This is a genomic window from Pelagibius sp. 7325, assembly GCF_037652055.1.
Lineage (GTDB): Bacteria > Pseudomonadota > Alphaproteobacteria > Kiloniellales > Kiloniellaceae > Pelagibius.
The window spans coordinates 57,558-75,160 of the sequence record NZ_JBBKAH010000001.1; the positions used below are offsets into that span (position 1 = coordinate 57,558).

16 protein-coding genes are annotated in these 17,603 nt (G+C 68.2%); 7 read left to right on the forward strand and 9 right to left on the reverse strand.

Annotation, left to right across the window (positions count from 1 at the left end; genetic code table 11):
- Window positions 1-150: 150 nt before the first annotated feature.
- Together WDC82_RS00315 and metA are read left to right on the forward strand one after the other, a co-directional pair.
- Window positions 151-717, forward strand: a complete 567-nt coding sequence (locus WDC82_RS00315) for a peptidoglycan-binding domain-containing protein (RefSeq protein ID WP_340115232.1) — start codon at window positions 151-153, stop codon at window positions 715-717.
- A 117-nt stretch (window positions 718-834) separates the two neighbouring features.
- Window positions 835-1,752 (forward strand): homoserine O-succinyltransferase, encoded by a 918-nt coding sequence (gene metA / locus WDC82_RS00320; protein ID WP_340115233.1) that lies wholly within the window; start codon window positions 835-837, stop codon window positions 1,750-1,752.
- Window positions 1,753-1,786: 34 nt separating this feature from the next.
- Here the strand turns inward: metA and WDC82_RS00325 are convergent, their stop codons facing one another.
- Complete coding sequence (locus WDC82_RS00325) at window positions 1,787-2,992, reverse strand: Bcr/CflA family efflux MFS transporter (protein ID WP_340115234.1); 1,206 nt, start codon at window positions 2,990-2,992, stop codon at window positions 1,787-1,789.
- Window positions 2,993-3,499: 507 nt separating this feature from the next.
- Between WDC82_RS00325 and WDC82_RS00330 the strand changes: the two genes are divergently transcribed.
- Complete coding sequence (locus WDC82_RS00330) at window positions 3,500-5,077, forward strand: peptidase S10 (protein WP_340115235.1); 1,578 nt, start codon at window positions 3,500-3,502, stop codon at window positions 5,075-5,077.
- A gap of 164 nt (window positions 5,078-5,241) precedes the next feature.
- Here the strand turns inward: WDC82_RS00330 and WDC82_RS00335 are convergent, their stop codons facing one another.
- The 6 genes from WDC82_RS00335 to WDC82_RS00360 form a co-directional block, all read right to left on the reverse strand.
- Entirely contained in the window at window positions 5,242-6,024 is a 783-nt protein-coding gene (locus tag WDC82_RS00335; RefSeq protein ID WP_340115236.1) for a methyltransferase domain-containing protein, read from the reverse strand.
- 118 nt (window positions 6,025-6,142) lie between these two features.
- Window positions 6,143-6,472 (reverse strand): putative quinol monooxygenase, encoded by a 330-nt coding sequence (locus WDC82_RS00340; protein ID WP_340115237.1) that lies wholly within the window; start codon window positions 6,470-6,472, stop codon window positions 6,143-6,145.
- Window positions 6,473-6,631: 159 nt separating this feature from the next.
- On the reverse strand, window positions 6,632-7,054 hold the full coding sequence (locus WDC82_RS00345; RefSeq protein ID WP_340115238.1) for a hypothetical protein: 423 nt from the start codon (window positions 7,052-7,054) through the stop codon (window positions 6,632-6,634).
- Window positions 7,055-7,200: 146 nt separating this feature from the next.
- The gene (locus WDC82_RS00350; protein ID WP_340115239.1) at window positions 7,201-8,574 is read right to left on the reverse strand and encodes a sigma-54 dependent transcriptional regulator; all 1,374 of its coding nucleotides are present in this window, start codon (window positions 8,572-8,574) and stop codon (window positions 7,201-7,203) included.
- 241 nt (window positions 8,575-8,815) lie between these two features.
- A complete protein-coding gene (locus tag WDC82_RS00355; protein ID WP_340115240.1) occupies window positions 8,816-10,660 on the reverse strand; it encodes an ATP-binding protein in 1,845 nt (614 codons plus the stop codon).
- Window positions 10,635-10,817: a DUF1192 domain-containing protein gene (locus WDC82_RS00360; RefSeq protein WP_340115241.1), complete on the reverse strand. Its 183-nt coding sequence runs from the start codon at window positions 10,815-10,817 to the stop codon at window positions 10,635-10,637. The genes WDC82_RS00355 and WDC82_RS00360 overlap by 26 nt, the downstream gene beginning before the upstream one ends.
- Window positions 10,818-10,974: 157 nt before the next feature.
- Here WDC82_RS00360 and WDC82_RS00365 point away from each other — a divergent pair, with 157 nt between their 5' ends.
- From WDC82_RS00365 to WDC82_RS00375, 3 genes are all read left to right on the forward strand, one after another.
- Window positions 10,975-11,973 carry an NAD(P)H-quinone oxidoreductase gene (locus WDC82_RS00365; RefSeq protein ID WP_340115242.1) on the forward strand — a complete coding sequence of 333 codons (999 nt, stop codon included), beginning with the start codon at window positions 10,975-10,977 and terminating at the stop codon, window positions 11,971-11,973.
- 199 nt (window positions 11,974-12,172) lie between these two features.
- On the forward strand, window positions 12,173-12,823 hold the full coding sequence (locus WDC82_RS00370) for a cell cycle transcriptional regulator TrcR (protein ID WP_340115243.1): 651 nt from the start codon (window positions 12,173-12,175) through the stop codon (window positions 12,821-12,823).
- A 155-nt stretch (window positions 12,824-12,978) separates the two neighbouring features.
- Entirely contained in the window at window positions 12,979-14,517 is a 1,539-nt protein-coding gene (locus WDC82_RS00375) for a peroxidase family protein (protein WP_340115244.1), read from the forward strand.
- Between the two features lie 348 nt (window positions 14,518-14,865).
- Here WDC82_RS00375 and WDC82_RS00380 read toward each other — a convergent pair whose 3' ends face one another.
- Complete coding sequence (locus tag WDC82_RS00380) at window positions 14,866-15,861, reverse strand: Ldh family oxidoreductase (protein ID WP_340115245.1); 996 nt, start codon at window positions 15,859-15,861, stop codon at window positions 14,866-14,868.
- A 30-nt stretch (window positions 15,862-15,891) separates the two neighbouring features.
- Entirely contained in the window at window positions 15,892-16,689 is a 798-nt protein-coding gene (locus tag WDC82_RS00385; protein WP_340115246.1) for an SDR family NAD(P)-dependent oxidoreductase, read from the reverse strand.
- 281 nt (window positions 16,690-16,970) lie between these two features.
- On the opposite strand from WDC82_RS00385, the gene WDC82_RS00390 reads away from it, so the two are divergent.
- Complete coding sequence (locus tag WDC82_RS00390; RefSeq protein WP_340115247.1) at window positions 16,971-17,483, forward strand: sigma-70 family RNA polymerase sigma factor; 513 nt, start codon at window positions 16,971-16,973, stop codon at window positions 17,481-17,483.
- The last annotated feature ends 120 nt before the right edge of the window (window positions 17,484-17,603 follow it).

The window sequence follows — 17,603 nt, forward strand, 5'->3', positions numbered from 1 at the left end:
CTCCCGGTTTTCCTGACCGGAGAAGCCGGCCACTCTAGGAAAATCGGGTCCCGGGCGCCGCTGTGCAACCCCGCAGGCGGCCTTGCAGCGGCCCGGACCGCACCCTAGCTGTCTTCCTGAGGGGTGGATCGGCAACGATGGAGAGACAGTATGGCCTCAGCGGCATCCAGGATAAGTCTGCGCCTGGCCCTGGCGGCGGCGCTCGTTTCAGGCGTCCTCGCCCCTTTCGCGGGCGCCGCCCGGACTGAGTCGGCTCAAATCGCCCCCCAGGTCGCCCAGGCCGAAACCGGCCTGGAGGCCGCCTATGTCCGCGGCGTCCAGAAGGAGCTGGCGGCCCACGGCTACAAGCCCGGCCCCATCGACGGCGTCGCCGGCCCGCAGACCCGGGCTGCCGTGCGCGCCTACCAGGCTGACGCCGGCCTGGAGGTCGACGGCAAGGCCGACAAGCGCCTGCTCGACCACATCAAGTTCGCCCTGCCCAAGGTCTACGCCTTCGGCGCGCCCAAGACGGGCCATGCCCTGGATCTGCAGCGCGCCCTGGCCAAGCGCGGCTACTACCTGGGTCCCCAGGACGGCGTCGCCGGTCCGGCCACCTACCGGGCGCTCGACCGCTTCCAGCAGGACGCCGGCCAGCCGCCCGACACCGAGATCAATTCCCGCGCCGTCCTGCGCGTCCAGGAAGCGCCCGAGAACGTGAAAGCCGGCCCCGCCTTTTGAACCGCCCTTGAGTGCAGGCGGGGGGAGGACTATAGAGGCAGGCAAGCTGTAAACCTCATCCCCCCGCGCGCGGCCGCCCCCCGGCCGCAACGCCCGTTTCATAACCCGACCTGCCCCATGCCCATCAAGATCCCCAACGACCTGCCGGCCCGCGAGACGCTGCAACGCGAGGGCGTGCTGATCATCAGCGACACCGATGCGATCCGCCAGGATATCCGGCCGATGAAGATCGCCCTCTTGAACCTCATGCCCAAGAAGATCGAGACGGAGACGCAGATCGCCCGCGTGCTGGCCGGCACGCCGCTGCAGGTGGAGATGACGCTCTTCGCGCCGTCGGGCTACACCCCGAAGAACACGCCGCGCGAGCACATGATCGACTTCTACCGGCCGTGGCAGGAGATCCGCGAGGAGAAGTTCGACGGCCTGATCGTCACCGGCGCGCCGATCGAGCAGCTGCCCTTCGAGAAGGTCCTCTACTGGGACGAGCTGAGGCGCATCTTCGACTGGTCGCTCGACCACGTGCACGGCACCTTCGCGCTGTGCTGGGGTGGCCAGGCGGCGCTCTACCACTTCCATGGCATTCCCAAACATCAACTGCCGGAGAAGCGCTTCGGCGTCTTCACGCACCGGGTGCTCGACCACACCTCGCTCTTGATGCGCGGCCTCGACGACGAGATCGACATTCCCGTCTCGCGCCACACCGAGAACCGGCGCGAGGACCTGGCCGGCCACGAGGACCTGGAGATCCTCATCGAGTCCGAGGAGGCCGGGCTGTGCCTGGTGCACGACAAGCGCCTGCGCCAGGTCTACATGTTCAACCACCTGGAATATGATTCGACGACGCTGGACGCCGAGTACCGCCGCGACGTCGCCAAGGGCGAGGCGATCCATCTGCCTCAACACTACTATCCGGGCGACGATCCCAAGCGCCTGCCGGTGAACACCTGGCGCGGCAACGCCCACCTGCTCTATTCCAACTGGATCAACTACCTCTACCAGACGACGCCCTTCGACGTCGCCGCCATCGGCACCTGACGACTCGCGCCGTGAGGGCTCACGCCGCGAGGGCTCACGCCGTTTGGGCGGCGGCCTCGCGGCGGTCCACCCGGCGCACGTAGAGCGCGGCGCCGAGGCCGGCCAGCGAGGCCAGCAGCATCATCGCCAGCATGATGGCAGCCGCATCGGCTTCCGTCAGGATCGCGCCCGCCAGCGCCGCCAGCAGCGCGCCGCCCGCCACCGTCAGCGCGCCGGCCAGGCCCGCGGCGCTGCCCGTCAGCGTCGGGCGCACCGACATGGCACCGGCATTGGCGCTGGGGAAGGTCAGGCCGTTGCCGATGCCCATGAAGACGGCCGGGCCGAAGATCGTCGCGACGTGCACGATGTCGAGGGCCAGCAGCACCAGGCCCGCCGCCAGGCCGGCGGAGGCGACGAGGCGCCCGGCGATCATCATGGCGGTGAGCGACCGCCGCGCGGCAAAGCGCCCGGAGAGGAAGTTGCCCAGCATGAAGCCCGCGGTGCTGGAGCCGATGGCGACGCCCAGCGCGGCCGGCGACATCTGGAACAGGTGCGCCGCCACCAGCGGCGCGCAGCCGAGGTAGATGTAGAACGAGCCCACCGAGAAGGCCATGCAGGCCGAGTAACCCCAGAAACGCCGCGAGCCGAAGAGCTCCGGGTAGCTGCGCAGCTGCGCGGCGAAGGTTGCGGCGGGCGCGCGGTTGGTCTCCCCCAGGTCGGTCCAGACCAGCGCCAGCACGGCGACGCCGAAGCCGGTGAAGGCCCAGAAGCTCGCGCGCCAGCCGAAGAACTCCTCGAGGGCGCCGCCGAACAGCGGGCCCAGCATCGGCGCCACCGCCCAGCCCATGGCGACGTAGCCCATCAGCGAGGCCGCCTTCTCGGCCTCGGCGGTGTCGCGGATGACGGCCAGGGAGACGGAATAACCGGCGATGATCGCCGCCTGCAGCAGGCGGCAGGCGAGGAAGGTCCAGACGTCGGTGGCGAAGGCGCAGCCCAGCGAGGCGAGAATGAAGATCGCCAGCGCCGCGAGGATCACCGGGCGCCGCCCGAAGCGGTCCGACAGCGGGCCCATGACGAGCTGCAGCAGCGCCGTCATCCCCGCGTAGCCGGCGATGGAGAGGTTCACCAGGCCGTAGTCGGCGCCGAAGTCTCCGGCGATGTGGGCCAGCGACGGCAGGAACATGTTGAGCGACAGCACCGCCAGCGCGCTCAGCAAGATCAGCGTGGCGAGATGCGGCGGCGTGGCGGCGGGGCGGAGCATGGGGGACATCCGGAGAAAGAGCAGGCAATAAAAAACCCCCGAGGATCACCGGGGGCGCGCGGAAGAGTCCATCCGGACTTTGTCACCGGACGGGGCGCCAGATCTTTCCTACGACGGCTTCGCGATGCATGACGGGTGGCTCCTCGATCTCCAGGCTCACGCTAAGCGCGATCGCGCCTGGCGTCAACCGGCCCTACCCTGTCGTCCCGGTCCTTGATGCCGGGACCCGTGGCCCAATCCGTTCAATCGGTCGCAGGTTCGTCACGTAACCGGCTCCACACATCTCACCTGGCTTTCTCAAATGCAGACAAAGATTCCGCTGTCGTCCCGGGACTTGTTCCCGGGACCCATTGGCGTCGATGCCTGGCGATGACCCGCGGCATTGGCTTCCTCGCCAGCCGGAGGCGTTGGAAACTCCCCGTCGGCGTCATAGCGAGCGGACAAGCCAATGGGTCCCGGCATCAAGTGCCGGGACGACAGCGGGGCTGTAGCGATGCACAGAGCCGCTTGCCCCTGGTTGCTGCGGCCATCCTGTTCTACACTGGCGCCATGCCAGACGCTCTCTCCCAACATCCGATGAGCCGCGGCCGCCTGCCGGCACTGCTGCTTGCCGCCCTACTGTCTTTCGCCGCCGCGCCGGCTGTCGCGCAGCCGGCGCCGCAGCCGAAAGCGGAAATTGCACAAGACAGCCAGCCCGGCATCCTGTCGCTGCTGCCGGCGGACTCGATCACCGATCATACCCTCGTCACCGAAGACGGCAGCTTTCCCTACACCGCGACGGCGGGCACCTTCACCCTGCGCGGCCAGGACGGCGGGCGCAGCGCCGCGATGTTCTACACCGCCTATACCCGCGACGGCGGGGAAGACGGCGCCGCGCGTCCCGTCACCTTCGTCTTCAACGGCGGCCCCGGTGCGGCCTCCACCTATCTTCACCTGGGGCTGGTCGGCCCGCAGGTCGTCGACTTCGGCGCGCCGCCCGCCGCGGCGACCGCGCGGCTGCACGACAACCCTGAGAGCTGGCTGCGCTTCACCGATCTCGTGCTCATCGATCCGGTGGGCACGGGCTGGAGCCGCGCCGCCGATCCCGAGGACAACGAAAAATTCTGGGGCGTCGAGAGCGATGCCGAAGCGATCGCCAAGGTGATCGCGCTCTACGTCGCCGAGCACGGCCTCACCGCGGCGCCGAAATACCTGCTGGGGGAAAGCTACGGCGGCTTCCGCGCGGCCAAGGTGGCGCGCGCGCTGCAGCAGGGCCAGGGCATCGTCGCCTCCGGCATCGTCATGCTGTCGCCGCTGCTGGACGGCGGCCTCACCTTCCGCGCCGGCCGCTCGGCGCTCAGCGCCGCGCTGCTGCTGCCCGCCATCGCCGCCACGGAGCTCGACCGCCAGGGGCGCTTCACGCCGCAGGCGCTCGCGGAAGCCGAGCGCTTCGCGATGACCGACTACCTCGTCACCCTGGCGGGGCCGCCGCCCGAGGGCGACGCGGCGACCGCCTTCTACGCCAAGGTCGCGGCGATGACCGGGCTGCCGCCGGAGGTGGTGGCGCGCACGCGCGGCTTCATCGGCCGCGCCTATCTCAACCACCCGCGCGACGGCGCCGCGCAGGTCGTCAGCCCCTACGACGGCACCTTCGCGATGCCGGACCCCTTCCCGGAATCGGATTACGACGGCGGCGACGACCCCATGCTGGACGGCTTCCTGCAGAGCCTGGGCGGCCTCTTCGTCGGCTACGCCCGGGCGCAGCTCGGCTTCGAGACGGAGATGACCTTCGAGTTGCTGAACCGCAGCGTCAGCTCCCGCTGGAACTGGGACGGCGGGCGTCGCGGGGCGAGCGTCAGCGGCGACCTGCGCCGCCTGCTCGCGCTCAATCCCGGCTTCCGCCTGCTCATCGCCCACGGTCGCAACGACCTGGTGACTCCCTACGGCCCCAGCCGCTACGTGCTGGACCACCTCTCGCCCGAGGCCGGCGCCGACCGCGCCGCCCTCGCCCTCTACAAGGGCGGCCACATGTTCTATCTCGATCCGGCCTCGCGCATCGCTTTCACCAAGGATGCGGAAGCCTTCTACGCCAACGGCGCGCCGTAGAGAGCGCAGCTCCCGGCGCACGAAAAACAACGCTGTCATCCCGGGGCTTGACCCCGGGATCCATTGGCGATGGCACGCGACGACTCTCAACACCGATTGCTCGGTGAGGGCAATGGATCCCGGCAACAAGTGCCGGGATGACAGCCTGAAAAGAATGAGATTCCTTACGTGGGCTTCCTTGCGCGGAAATGATGCGGGCAGTGCTCGCCTGACTCCAACACCACGACCATCGCGCGCCAGGTCTCGATCTGGCGGGCGATCTCCTCCGCGCCGCATATCTCTTCGAAGCGCGCCCGCCCCGGCCCTTCCAGCAGGGCGAGTTCCTTGCGCGCGACCTCGCGGTACCACGCGTTGCGGTTCCTCAAGCTGACCTCGACGAAGCCCGCGCCCTGCAGCGCCGCGCGGTAGCGCTGCGGCGAGGCCATGCCGAAGTCCAGCGCCTCCTTGGCGATATAGTCGGCCATCTCCGGCGAGGGTTCGCCGTCGTGACCGATCAGCCAGTCGGAGGCGACGAACCAGCCGCCCGGCTTCAGCACGCGAAAGGCCTCGCCGGCGAGAAACGCCTTGTCGGGGATGTGGATGATGGAGTCCTTGGAGAACACGATGTCGAAGCTGGCGTCGGGGAAAGGAAACGGCCCCGGCGTCACCCGCTCGATGCGCACGCGCTCGGCAACGCCCGACTTCGCCGCCTGGCGCCGCGCCGCTTCGCAGACCGGCTCTTCGACATCGATGCCGACGACCGCGGCGGCACCGTAGTCGCGCGCCAGGGCCGCCGTGATCCCGCCGGCGCCGCAGCCGATGTCGAGCACCGTCTTGCCGGCAAGGTCGATGCCTTCCAGCACCCGCGCCACCTCCTCCGGCCCGCCCGGCGACAGAAACCCGTCGCCCCATAGTTCCTCCAGGAAGGTGATCGCGTGTTCGTCGTAGAGAACGTCGCCTGTGGACATGGCCAATTTTCCCCGCGCCTCGTTATGACCGCCTGACCCTGAAGCCTAGCGGCCCCTGCCCCACCTGTCATTGCCGGGCTTGACCCGGCAATGACAGGTGGGGCGGCGGGTAATCCGCCTAAAGAGACGTGTACGGCATGTAGGGCACGCGCTCGCGCTTGGCCGCCCGCGGCACGAGGTCGGCGATGGCCGCCTTAAAGTGCGCCGTCGCCTGATGCTCCGCCCAGGCTGCCTCGTCCCTGTAGAGCTCGAAGAGAAAGAACTGCAGCGGATTCGTCGGAGAACGATAGGGCAGAAACAGCTTCACGCCGGGCTCGGCAAGGGTCGGGGCGACCAGGCCTTCCAGAATTGCGGCGACCGCCTCGCCTTCGTTTTCCTTGGCCTCGATGGTGATGGCCACGACGAAGCCCTTGTTCAGGTCGCTGGGCGTGTAGGCAGATTGCGGCACGAAGACCTCTCATGGTGGCAGGTAGAAGAAGCCTCCGGATACACCATTCGGATGACTGAATGCTTTGCTCCCGATCGAAATGTATCCGCAGGCCTACCCCTCGATCTTCAGAAGACTCTCGGGGAGGAAGGAGGAAATCTAACTGGTTTTTAGAGCCATCTATCCGGGCAGATCGGCAACAAGAGCAAGTGTGTTCTCGTACTCTCCGCCGAACGTCACCCTGGTGACATCTTTGGTTTCATATGTTCGCAGGTCATCTTCCCATCTTGCCTCAGGTGACAACCATTTCAGCGCGTACTTCTCATCCGTTAGCAGCTTGATGCGACCGATCTCACACTCATCAGGTACACGCTCCTCCCGTTCAATAACAACCAGTGAGAATTTGTCATTCACAGAGGAAAGCAAGTTCCGCATATCCGTGAGAACGACTTCTGAGGGGAAGGAAGGCTTGATCGCTTTCGCCTGGAGCGCCTTCTTGTAGAAAGCCGCACGGTCAAACTCGACATCAATGCTAGTAACGTCTTCGACCCTCAGCACCTCATACCCGTCCAAGTCAATTCTATCGCTAAGTCGCTGCAGCATGAGGAGCCCTTCACTGGCCGCCAAAATGTAGCCGCAACTACAAGTGCCTTCAGGGTCAAATCGATCCCGGACAATTTGCACAAGCTCGCGGCTGGATGCAGCTATGGCTATTTTTCCCGCTAGTGGCTGACGAGACAAATTTGCCCCTACCCTTCCTCGCTCACCAAAAAATCCTCGCGCCGCAATCCGTGGCGCTGCAGCTTGTCGTAGAGGGTCTTGCGGGAGAGGCCGAGGGCTTCGTAGGTGGCCTTCAGGCTGCCGCCGTGGCGGCGCAGTTCGGCTTCCAGGATGCTTTTCTCCACCGCGTCGAGGCGGTCCGACAGCGGGCCCTGTCCCCAGCGTCCTGAGGACTCCTGCAGCGCCGGCACCGCGCCGCCGGGCACCACGTCGCCGAGGCCCAGCACGAAGCGGTCGGCGGCGTTGCGCAGTTCACGCACGTTGCCGGGCCAGTCGTGGGCCATGAGCGCGGCCAGCAGGCCGCCGTCCAGCTCCGGGATCTCGCGGCGGTAGCGGCCGCGCGCCTCGCGGGCCAGGTGGTGGAACAGCAGCGGCACGTCCTCGCGGCGCTCGCGCAGCGGCGGCAGGGTAAGCGACACCACGTTCAGGCGGTAATAAAGATCCTCGCGGAAGCGTCCGGCGCGGCAGGCGGCGGCGAGGTCGTCCTTGCTGGCGGCGACGAAGCGGATGTCGAGCGGCACCGGCGTGTTGGAGCCCAGGCGCTCGATGGTCCGCGTCTCGATGGCGCGCAGCAGCTTCACCTGCAGGGCCGGCGGCATGGACTCGATCTCGTCCAGCAGCACGGTGCCGCCGTCGGCGAACTCCAGCTTGCCGGTGCGTGGTTTCTGCGCGCCGGTGAAGGCGCCCGCGACGTGGCCGAAGAGCTCGCTCTCGATGATCTCGGCCGGCACCGCGCCGCAGTTGATGGCGACGAAAGGGCCGTCCCGGCGCCCGCCGAAGTCGTGCAGCGCGCGTGCCACCACTTCCTTGCCGGCGCCGGTCTCGCCGACCAGCAGCACGTCGGCGTCGGTGTCGGCCAGCGCCAGCACCTGGCCGCGCAGCCGTTCCATCGCCGCCGAGCGGCCCACCAGCCGCGCTTCCAGGCCGCTGCCGGTCTCCAGCTCCTGACGTAGGGCGCGGACCTCCAACACCAGGCGGCGCTTTTCCAGCGCGCGGGCGACGACGCTGGCCAGGTGCGAGGTGTCGAAGGGCTTTTCGATGAAGTCGTAGGCGCCGGCACGCATCGCCTCCACCGCCAGCGGCACGTCACCGTGACCGGTGACCAGCACCACCGGCAGCGCCGGGTCGATCTCCAGCGCGCGGCGCAGCAGCGCCAGGCCATCCATGTCCGGCATCTTGATGTCGCTGACCAGCACGCCGTAGAGATTGCGGCCGAGCTGCGCCTCGGCCTGGCGCGCGCTGCTGAAGCAGGTGACGGGATGGCCGCAGAGCTCGAGGCCCTGCTTCACCGCGTCGCGCAGCGGCTCCTCGTCGTCGACGAAGAAGACCTGGCCGTCGGTCATAGCTGGGAGTTCCGGGCTAAGTGCGCCATCCAAATTGCCCTCTCCCCTCGTGGGAGAGGGAGGGCCCCGCAAAGCGGGAGGGTGAGGGGGTGGCGCCGTGCGTGCGATGTCGCAGGGTCGACTGCTTGCCCGCACCGTCCACCCCTCACCCAGCTTCGCCTAAGCGCAGTCTTCGACTTCGCTAAGGCTTCACAACCCTCTCCCGCAAGGGGAGAGGGAAAAAGGTGCGCCACTCCCGTACTCACGCCGACTCCTTCAGGCGGACCGCCTGCGGCCGGCGTTCCAGCAGCGGCAGCTCGATGGTGAAGACGGCGCCGCCGCCGGGGTGGTTCTCGGCGCGCAGCACGCCGTCGAAGTCCTTCACGATGTTGTAGGAGATCGAGAGCCCCAGGCCGAGCCCCTCGCCGACGTCCTTGGTGGTGAAGAAGGGATCGAAGATGCGGCCCAGTTCCTCGGCGGCGATGCCGGGCCCGTGGTCGCGCAGGGAGAACACCACCTGCCCCTTTCCGTCGGGGCCGGCGCGGTCGGTAACGTCGATCTCGATGCGCGGGGCCGGCCGGTCCTTCATGGCGTCGAGCGCGTTGGCGACGAGGTTGAGGATCACGTGCTGCAGGCGCACCCGCCCGGCCAGCACGGTGAGGCCGCGATCGAATTGCGCGACCGTGACCTCGGCGCCGGCGCGCTCCAGCCTCGTGCGCAGGAAGTCGAGGGTGTCGTCCAGCACCTCGGCCAGCACCACGGGCCGGAGTTCGCGGCGCGGCTTGCGCGCGAAGGTCATCAGGTGCTTGCTGATCTCGGCCATCCGGCCGGTCAGGTCCTTGATGCGCTTCAGGTTACCCATCGCTTCGCCCTGACGGTCGCGCTCGATGAGCATCTGCGCGTTGTCGGCGTAGGAGCGGATGGCCGCCAGCGGCTGGTTGAACTCATGGCTCAAGGCGGCCGACATCTGGCCCAGCGCCGCCAGCTTGCCGGCCTGGACGAGGTCGTCCTGCGCGCGGCGCAGGTCGGCGGTGCGTTCCTCGACGCGGCGCTCGAGTTCTTCCGAGGCGCGGCGCTGGAACTCGATGCGCTCGACCAGGCGCGCGCGGCGCTGCACGATCACGGTGACGAGGAGCAGCGTGAGGGCGCAGGCCAGCGTCGCCACCACCATCGCCGTCGCCGTCTGCGAATGCGCCAGCTGCGTCGAGGCCAGCACGTTGAGGGTCCAGCCGGCCTCCGGCATCTGCTGCGACACCATCACGTATTCGCGCGCGCTCTCGCCCTCGCCCGCGCCGGCGACGCTCATCAGGCGCAGCCCGCCGGCCCGGCTGCGCAGCTCGACGTCCAGCGGGCGCAGGTCGACCGACTCGTAGCGCCGGTTCTCGGCGATGGCGCTCAGCGCCGCGCCGTCCAGCGGCGCGAGGCTGCGATAGCGCCACTGCGGCCGGCTGGCGATGAAAATGACGCCGTGCGGGTCGGTGACGATGACGTCCTCCTCGCTGGCGGTCCATGAGCGCTCGATGTCGTCGAGGCTGACCTTCACCACCACGGCGCCCAGGATCTCCCCGTCCTTGGAGACCTGGGAGGCGAAGTAGTAGCCGCGCTTGCCCGACGTGGTGCCCAGCGCGAAGTAGCGCCCGAGGCGGCCCTGCATGGCCTGCTGGAAGTAGGGCCGGAAGGAGAAGTTGTTGCCGACGAAGGGCTTGTCGCCGTCCCAGTTGCTGGCGGCGAAGGTCATGCCGCCGGCATCCATGAAGTAGGTGTCCTCGGCCCCGGTCAGGCGGTTCACCGTCACCGTCAGCTGGTTGGCGCGCGCCCGCACCGCGGGGTCGTCCGGTGCCTGGAACAGCACCGCCACGTCGTCGTGCAGCGCCAGCAGCTTCGGCACCGACTGGTACTTGCCGAGCGCGCCGGAGAGGTTGCTGGCGTAGAGGTCGAGCTTGGCGGCGGCGCGGGCCCGGGTCTGCTCCAGGAACAGGTCCTCGGCCCAGGCCTGGGTCAGCAGCACCACGGCGGTGCAGGCGGCCAGCGCCGCGCCCAGCCACAGCAGGCCGCGGCCCCAGCCGGCCGTGCCGCCGGGCTCAGCTTTTGAAGAGGGAGTCGGCACCGCTGAGATAGCTCTTCTTGGCCGCGATCTTCTGCTTCACCCGCTCTGCCTCGGCCTCCAGGTTGGCGAGGTAGGCCTCCAGCTCGTCGACCCCCAGGGTGTCGAGATCCTTCGGCTTGGGCTTCTGCTTGCGCGGCTCCAGGTCTTCCAATTCCATGGCTTCTGGCCTCCTTTCCCCCCGGCCATGCGGCATTCCGGGCCGTTTTTCAGACCGCTTTCGGTCTTGCCCGGCCCTTGCCAGGGCGGGGCGCACTATACTAACACCCCCACAAGGAAACATCCCTACAGCCCGTTGATCCCACAGGAGTCCCCGCATGAGCCTGCCCAGCACCATGAAAGTCGTCGAGATCCGCGAGCCGGGCGGCCCGGAGGTCCTGGTCGCCGCCGAGCGGCCTCTGCCGCAGCCGGGCGAGGGCGAGGTGCTGATCAAGGTGGCGGCGGCCGGGGTGAACCGGCCGGACTGCCTGCAGCGCCAGGGCAGCTACCCGCCGCCCAAGGGCGCCTCGGACATCCCCGGCCTGGAGATCGCCGGCGAGATCGCCGCGCTGGGCGCCGGTGTCTCCGGCCTGAAGGTGGGCGATCGGGTTTGCGCCCTGGTGACCGGCGGCGGCTATGCCGAGTACTGCGCCGCCCCCGCGCCGCAGTGCCTGCCGGTACCCAAGGGCTATTCCATGGAGCAGGCGGCCTGCCTGCCGGAAACCTTCTTCACCGTCTGGGTGAACGTCTTCCAGCGCTCGGGCCTGAAATCGGGCGAGAGCTTCCTGGTGCACGGCGGCACCTCGGGCATCGGCACCACGGCGATCCAGCTGGCCAAGGCTTTCGGCTGCACCGTCTTCGCGACCGCCGGCAGCCCGGAAAAGGTCAAGGCCTGCAAGGATCTCGGCGCCGATCATGCGATCAACTATAAGAACGAGGATTTCGTTTACGTGGTAAACGAAAATACCGGCGGCAAGGGCGTCGACGTCATCCTCGACATGGTGGGCGGCGACTACATCCCGCGCGACATCAAGGCGCTGGCCGAGGACGGCCGCCTCAGCTTCATCGCTTTCCTGGGCGGCCCCAAGGCGGAGGTGAACTTCGCCGCCGTCATGATGAAGCGGCTGACCATCACCGGCTCCACCCTGCGCGCGCGGCCGGTGGCGGTGAAGGCGCAGCTGGCCGCCGAGCTGAAGGAGAAGGTCTGGCCGCTGCTGGACGCCGGCAAGGTCGCCCCGGTCATGGCCGCCAGCTTCCCGCTGGCCGAGGCCGCCAAGGCCCACGCCCTGATGGAAAGCTCGGGCCACATCGGCAAGATCGTGCTCACCCTGGACTGACGTCACGGGGGACTGACCCTGGCGTCCATAACGCTTTGATTATCTTGGCCTTGTGGATTTCACAGCGGGAATCCGCCGGGGCGCTTTATTCCCGCTTGGCGGGGCCCTATATTGGGGGTATTCCCACGTCGGCATGAACAGCGTGCCGCCGGCCGGGCGCAGGAATGGGCGCCGGGTCGGAAGGAAGGAGGATTATCTTATGCCATTACCGCTGATGCCGAAGGCGACCGCCGTCTGGCTGATCGACAATACCGGCCTGTCCTTCGAGCAGGTGGCCGCTTTCTGCGGCCTCCATCCCCTGGAAGTGCAGGGCATCGCGGACGGCGAGGTGGCCGTGGGCATCCAGGGCATGGACCCGGTGATGTCCGGCGAACTGACCCGCGCCGAGATCGAGCGCTGCGAGGCCGACCCGACGGCGCGCCTGGCCACGGCCAAGAGCGACCTGCCGCAGCCGACCAAGCGCACCAAGGGCCCGCGCTATACGCCGGTGGCCAAGCGCCAGGACAAGCCCGACGGCATCTACTGGCTGGTGCGCCACCATCCGGAGCTGAAGGATTCCCAGATCGCGCGCCTGATCGGCACCACCAAGACGACCATCCAGGCGGTGCGCGAGCGCACCCACTGGAACTCGCCGAACATCCGCCCGCGCGACCCGGTGCTGCTGGGCCTGTGCAGCCAGATCGACCTCAACGCCGCGGTAGAGAAGGCCCGCAAGGCGGCGGAAAAGGCCGGCATCACGCTGCCGCAGCCGGACATCGAGCCGGAACAGGCCTCGGCCCCCGCCCGCGAGCCCTCGGACAACCCCTTCTCGCTGGAGAACTTCGGCCTGCCGAAAAGCGGCAACGACTGACGCCTTCCAGCGTCCCGACCAGAAAAACCCCTCGCCTTCGGACGAGGGGTTTTTTCTTGCGCGCTTCGGGGGGCCGCATGTCTCGGAATTGCATTTGTCATCCGCGGCGGCCTGCCGGTAAGTGAACCTGCTGCCGCGCAAAAAAGGAGAGTGCCATGAGCACGTCGGCCAAGGACTGGCTTATCGGCAAGGCCCTGAAGGTCGTCGTCGCGGTGCCGCCGCTGCACCGCTTCGTCAATCGCCGGCTGATCAACAGCTATGCCTACGCCACCGGCTCGCGTCCGCGCGCCTTTTCCATGGCCGCCGACTACACGACCTGGCCGGGGCTGACCGACCGGCGCTACTCCGGACGCCACCTGGGCGCCCAGCGCGCCTACAACGCCGCGCTGCCGCCGCTGGACGAGGTGCTGGCGCTGTTCAAGCGGACGGAGGACCGCCGCGCGACCGACACCAGCCTGCTGTTCCCCTTCTTCGCCCAGTGGTTCACCGACAGCTTCCTGCGCACCAAGTGGAAGGAGCCCGAGAAGCAGGACTTCGCCGAGAACGAAAGCAACCACGAGATCGACCTCTGCCAGATCTACGGCATCAGCGCGGCGCAGATCGACATGCTGCGCGCCCACGAAGGCGGCCGGCTGAAAAGCCAGATGATCGGCGGCGAGGTCTTTCCCGCCGCGCTGTTCGAGGAGCGCGGCGGCACCATGGTGCTGAAGCCGGAATTCGCGACGCTCTACAGCGAAGCGAATTTCAACCGCGTCTTCGCCCGCGCCGACGACGCGCAGAAGCGCAGCGCCTTCGCGGTCGGCCTGGAGCACGGCAACTCGACCATCGGCAACGCGCTGATGAACACCCTGTTCCTGCGCGAGCACAATCGCGTCGCCGGCGTGCTGCAGCGCGCGCATCCCGACTGGGACGACGAGCGCCTGTTCCAGACCACGCGCAACGCCTGCATCGTCCTGCTGCTGAAGATCGTCATCGGCGACTACATCGTGCACATCGCGCCGGCCGACTTCCCGCTGATGGTGGTGCCCGGGATGGCCGAGGAGGAAAGCTGGTACCGCACCAACTGGATCGCCGTGGAGTTCGCGCTGCTGTACCGCTGGCATGACCTGATCCCGGCGACGGCCACCTTCGGCGGCGAGACGCGCGACGGCAGCGCGCTGCGCCACGGCAACGACTGGCTGCTGCAGGTCGGCGTCGACCAGGCCTGCCGCGACGCCTCGCGGCAGCTGGCCGGCAAGATCGGCCTCGGCAACACGGCCGAGTTCCTGCTGGACGTGAAGAAGAGCAGCTTGCTGATGGCGCGCACCTGCAACCTGGCGCCCTACAACGCCTACCGCAAATACTACGGCAAGCCGCCGGTGGAGAGCTTCGAGGCGCTGACCCGCGATCCGGCGCTGGCCGCCCGGCTGCAGTCGCTCTACGGCTCGATCGACAAGCTGGAGTGGTTCGTCGGCATCTTCGCCGAAGCCTTCGACGAGAAGGAGATGATGGGCGAGCTGTTGAAGACCATGGTCGCCAACGACGCCTTCACCCAGGCGCTGACCAATCCGCTGCTGGCCAAGGGCGTCTACAACGCCGACACCTTCTCCAAGGAAGGCATGGCGATCATCGACGAGACCAACGGCCTGGCCGACGTGATCGTGCGCAACACCGGCATCACCGACAAGGCCGAGGTCGGCTTCAAGATCCGCTAGCCGGGCTGCCAACACGCACGCTGTCGTCCCGGTCCTTGTCCCTATGATGGTCGCACATTTCTGTCGGCGACTGAGGCTGTCATCCCGGCCAAGCGAGCGGAGCGAGCGCGAGCCGGGATCTATGGTTGAGGTCGGGCTCCGGACATAGCCATGGGCGTCTCAGTGGATGCCGCAGTCGAGCATCCCCAAGCACTGGGCAACGCGGAGCGGAAGAAATCTGGGGCGGGGCCGGCGCTCGTTCGATCCATGGACCCCGGCTCGCGCTCGCTGTCGCTCGCTTGGCCGGGGTGACATCTTGGGTGAGCGAGAGATGTATATCGCACAGAGAGCGACTCCCCGAACGGCGCGTCACGCCAGTTCCTTCACCTTGGCCCAGAGCGCGGCGTCGACGGCAAAGCCGCGGTGCAGGGCGTGGCGCAGGGCGTCGCCCTTGGCGAGGCCGGGCAGGTGCACGCCCTCTTCGGCGGCTACGGCGTCGAGCCAGGACTGCAGCTGCGCGTGAAAGCCGGCGTGCGGCGCGATCGCCAGGATGAAGACGCCGCTGCCCGGCGACTTGCCGCCCTTGTTGAAGGCCGGCGCGTCCTTCGACCAGTTGGCGCCGGTGAGGCCCGCGGCCAGCAGCTCGACCATCAGCGCGATGTTGGCGCCGCGCACGCCGCCGAAAGGCAGGACGCTGCCGGCCAGCGCCGCGCGGGCGTCGGTGGTGGGGTGCCCGGCGGGATCGAGCGCCCAGCCTTCGGGGATCTCGCGCGCAGCCTCGGCATGCTCGCGGATCTTCGCCAGCGAGGCGGCGGAGGACGACTGGTCGATGACAAGCGCGGCGGACTCCTCGCCCGTCGGCACCGCGAAGGCCAGCGGGTTGGTGCAGAAGACCGGCGCCTTGCCGCCGGAGGCCGCCATCACCGCCGGGCCGGCATTGGCGGCGACCAGCGCGGCGAGGCCGTGCGCCTCGGCCAGCTTGCGGGCGAAGAAGCCGAGCGCGCCGCAGGGGTAGCCGTTGGCGAGCGTGAGCACGGCGACGCCCAGCGTCTGCGCCCCTTCGGCGAGGCGCGGCAGCGCGCGCTCGAAGCCCAGATGCGGGAAGCCCTCGGCGACGTCGACACGGGTCACGGCCTCGGTGATCTCTTCGATTACCGGCTCGGCATCGCCCCGAATGCGGCCGTCGCGCAGCGCGTCCCGGTAGGCGATGAGATGCTTCAGGCCGACGCCGCGGTTGCCCTCGGCCTCGGCCGTGACGAGGGCGCGGCCGGTGGCCGCCGCGTGCTCCGGCGTGGCGCCGGCGGCCTTCAGGGCGGCCACCGCGGCGGCCAGCGCCTCGTTGAAGCTGACGGTAATCTCGGCCACGGCCGGAATCCCTGTCGCGGCCCTACTCTTTCACCCCTGCTCCTTCACCGGCACCATATAGTTGAGGCCGAGGCGCCCGCCGTCGGCGTAGATGGTCTGGCCGGTGATGTAGCTGGCGTCGGACGAGGCGAGGAAGACGGCGACGTTGCCCATCTCCTCCGGCTCGCCGAGGCGGCCCATGGGGGTGCGCGACATGACGTTGCGCCAGGCCACGGGATCGTTGTTCACCGCGCGCACCATCTCGGTATTGATCGAGCCCGGGCCGATGGCGTTCACGCGGATGCCCTTGTCGGCCAGCGCCAGCGACATGACCTTGGTGAGCTGGTTCACGCCGCCCTTGGCGACGCAGTAGGGCGTGATGGAAGGGATCGCGACCACGGCGTTGATCGAGGACATGTTCACGATGGCGCCGCAGGTGCCGTCTTTGCGGGGCCCCTGCTTCACCATCTGTTTCGCCGCCGCCTGGCCGCAGAGAAAGACGCCCTTCAGGTTCACCCGCAGCACCGCGTCGAAGTCGGCTTCCGTGAACTCCAGGAAGTCGCCCGCCTTCACGATGCCGGCGTTGGCGACCAGGGTGTCGATGCGCCCGTAGGCGGCGACGGCCGAGGCGATCAGCGCGTCCACCTGCGCCTTGTCGCCCACGTCGCAGGCGATGAAGACCGCCTCGTTGCCGGCGCCCTGCAGCCGCTCGGCCGCCTCCTCGCCCTTGGTCTGGTCGACGTCGGAGAGCACCACCCGGGCGCCCTCGGCGGCGAAGCGCTCGGCGCAGCCGTAGCCGATGCCCTGAGACGCGCCGGTGATCACCACGACCTGGTCTTTCACGCGCATGTGTCAAGATTCCCTGAGTTTGCTTGGAACGGCGGCCCCCAATGTGACCGGACGGCGCGGCGGGAGCAAGGGGGCGGGAACCGCTCCCTTGCCGCCTATCCCCGATGGGAAAGAGGGGCTCCGCATCAGCGGAAGGGGGCCAGGTGAGCGTTGCGCGCGAGGAGCACAGCCGCTAGAAGCTGTTGCGAATAGCTCTCAATTGCAGCATTCTGTGTACGGGGATACCGATCGCCTTGATGTTCCGGGATCGAGCAACGTCGGTCGGAAGGGGAACATCGGCCTTGGGCCAGAACGCCACGACACTGTCGCTCTTCATGGCGCACCGCAACGCCCTGGTGGACTACGCCAGCGTCATTGTGGGCAACCGCGCGCAGGCGGAGGACCTGGTGCAGGAGGCCTGGTTGCGGTTCGATGCCGCGTCGCAAAACCGATCCCTCGAAGAACCGCAGGGCTACCTCTACAGCATCGTGCGAAACCTGGCTTTGGACGGCTACCGACGTGCGGCGCGGGAACGCAAGGTGGTCAGCACCCGGCAGTTCGAGGAAGACGCCCGCAACGCCGCGGACGCGCGGGCCGATCCCGAGACAATCGCACTGCATCGCGACGAACTGGAGCAGGTCATGGCGGCCCTGGATGAGCTGCCGGAGCGCACCCGCATCGCCTTGGAAATGCACCGCTTCGGCGGCTGCAAGCTGCGCGAGATCGCCGATTTTCTCGGCATTTCACTGGCTATGGCGCATGTCCTGGTCGCCAAGGGCGTCGAGCATTGCAAGCGCCGCCTGGGCCGGCGGTGACTTTTCCGACTCCGTTATTAGAAAAGGGAGGGGCGATTGCGTCTAATTGTTGAGAGCAAGCCGGTTATCGCGGACTCCCTGCTGCACACCGCTGCCACCCGCCACGCGGACTAAGGAAGA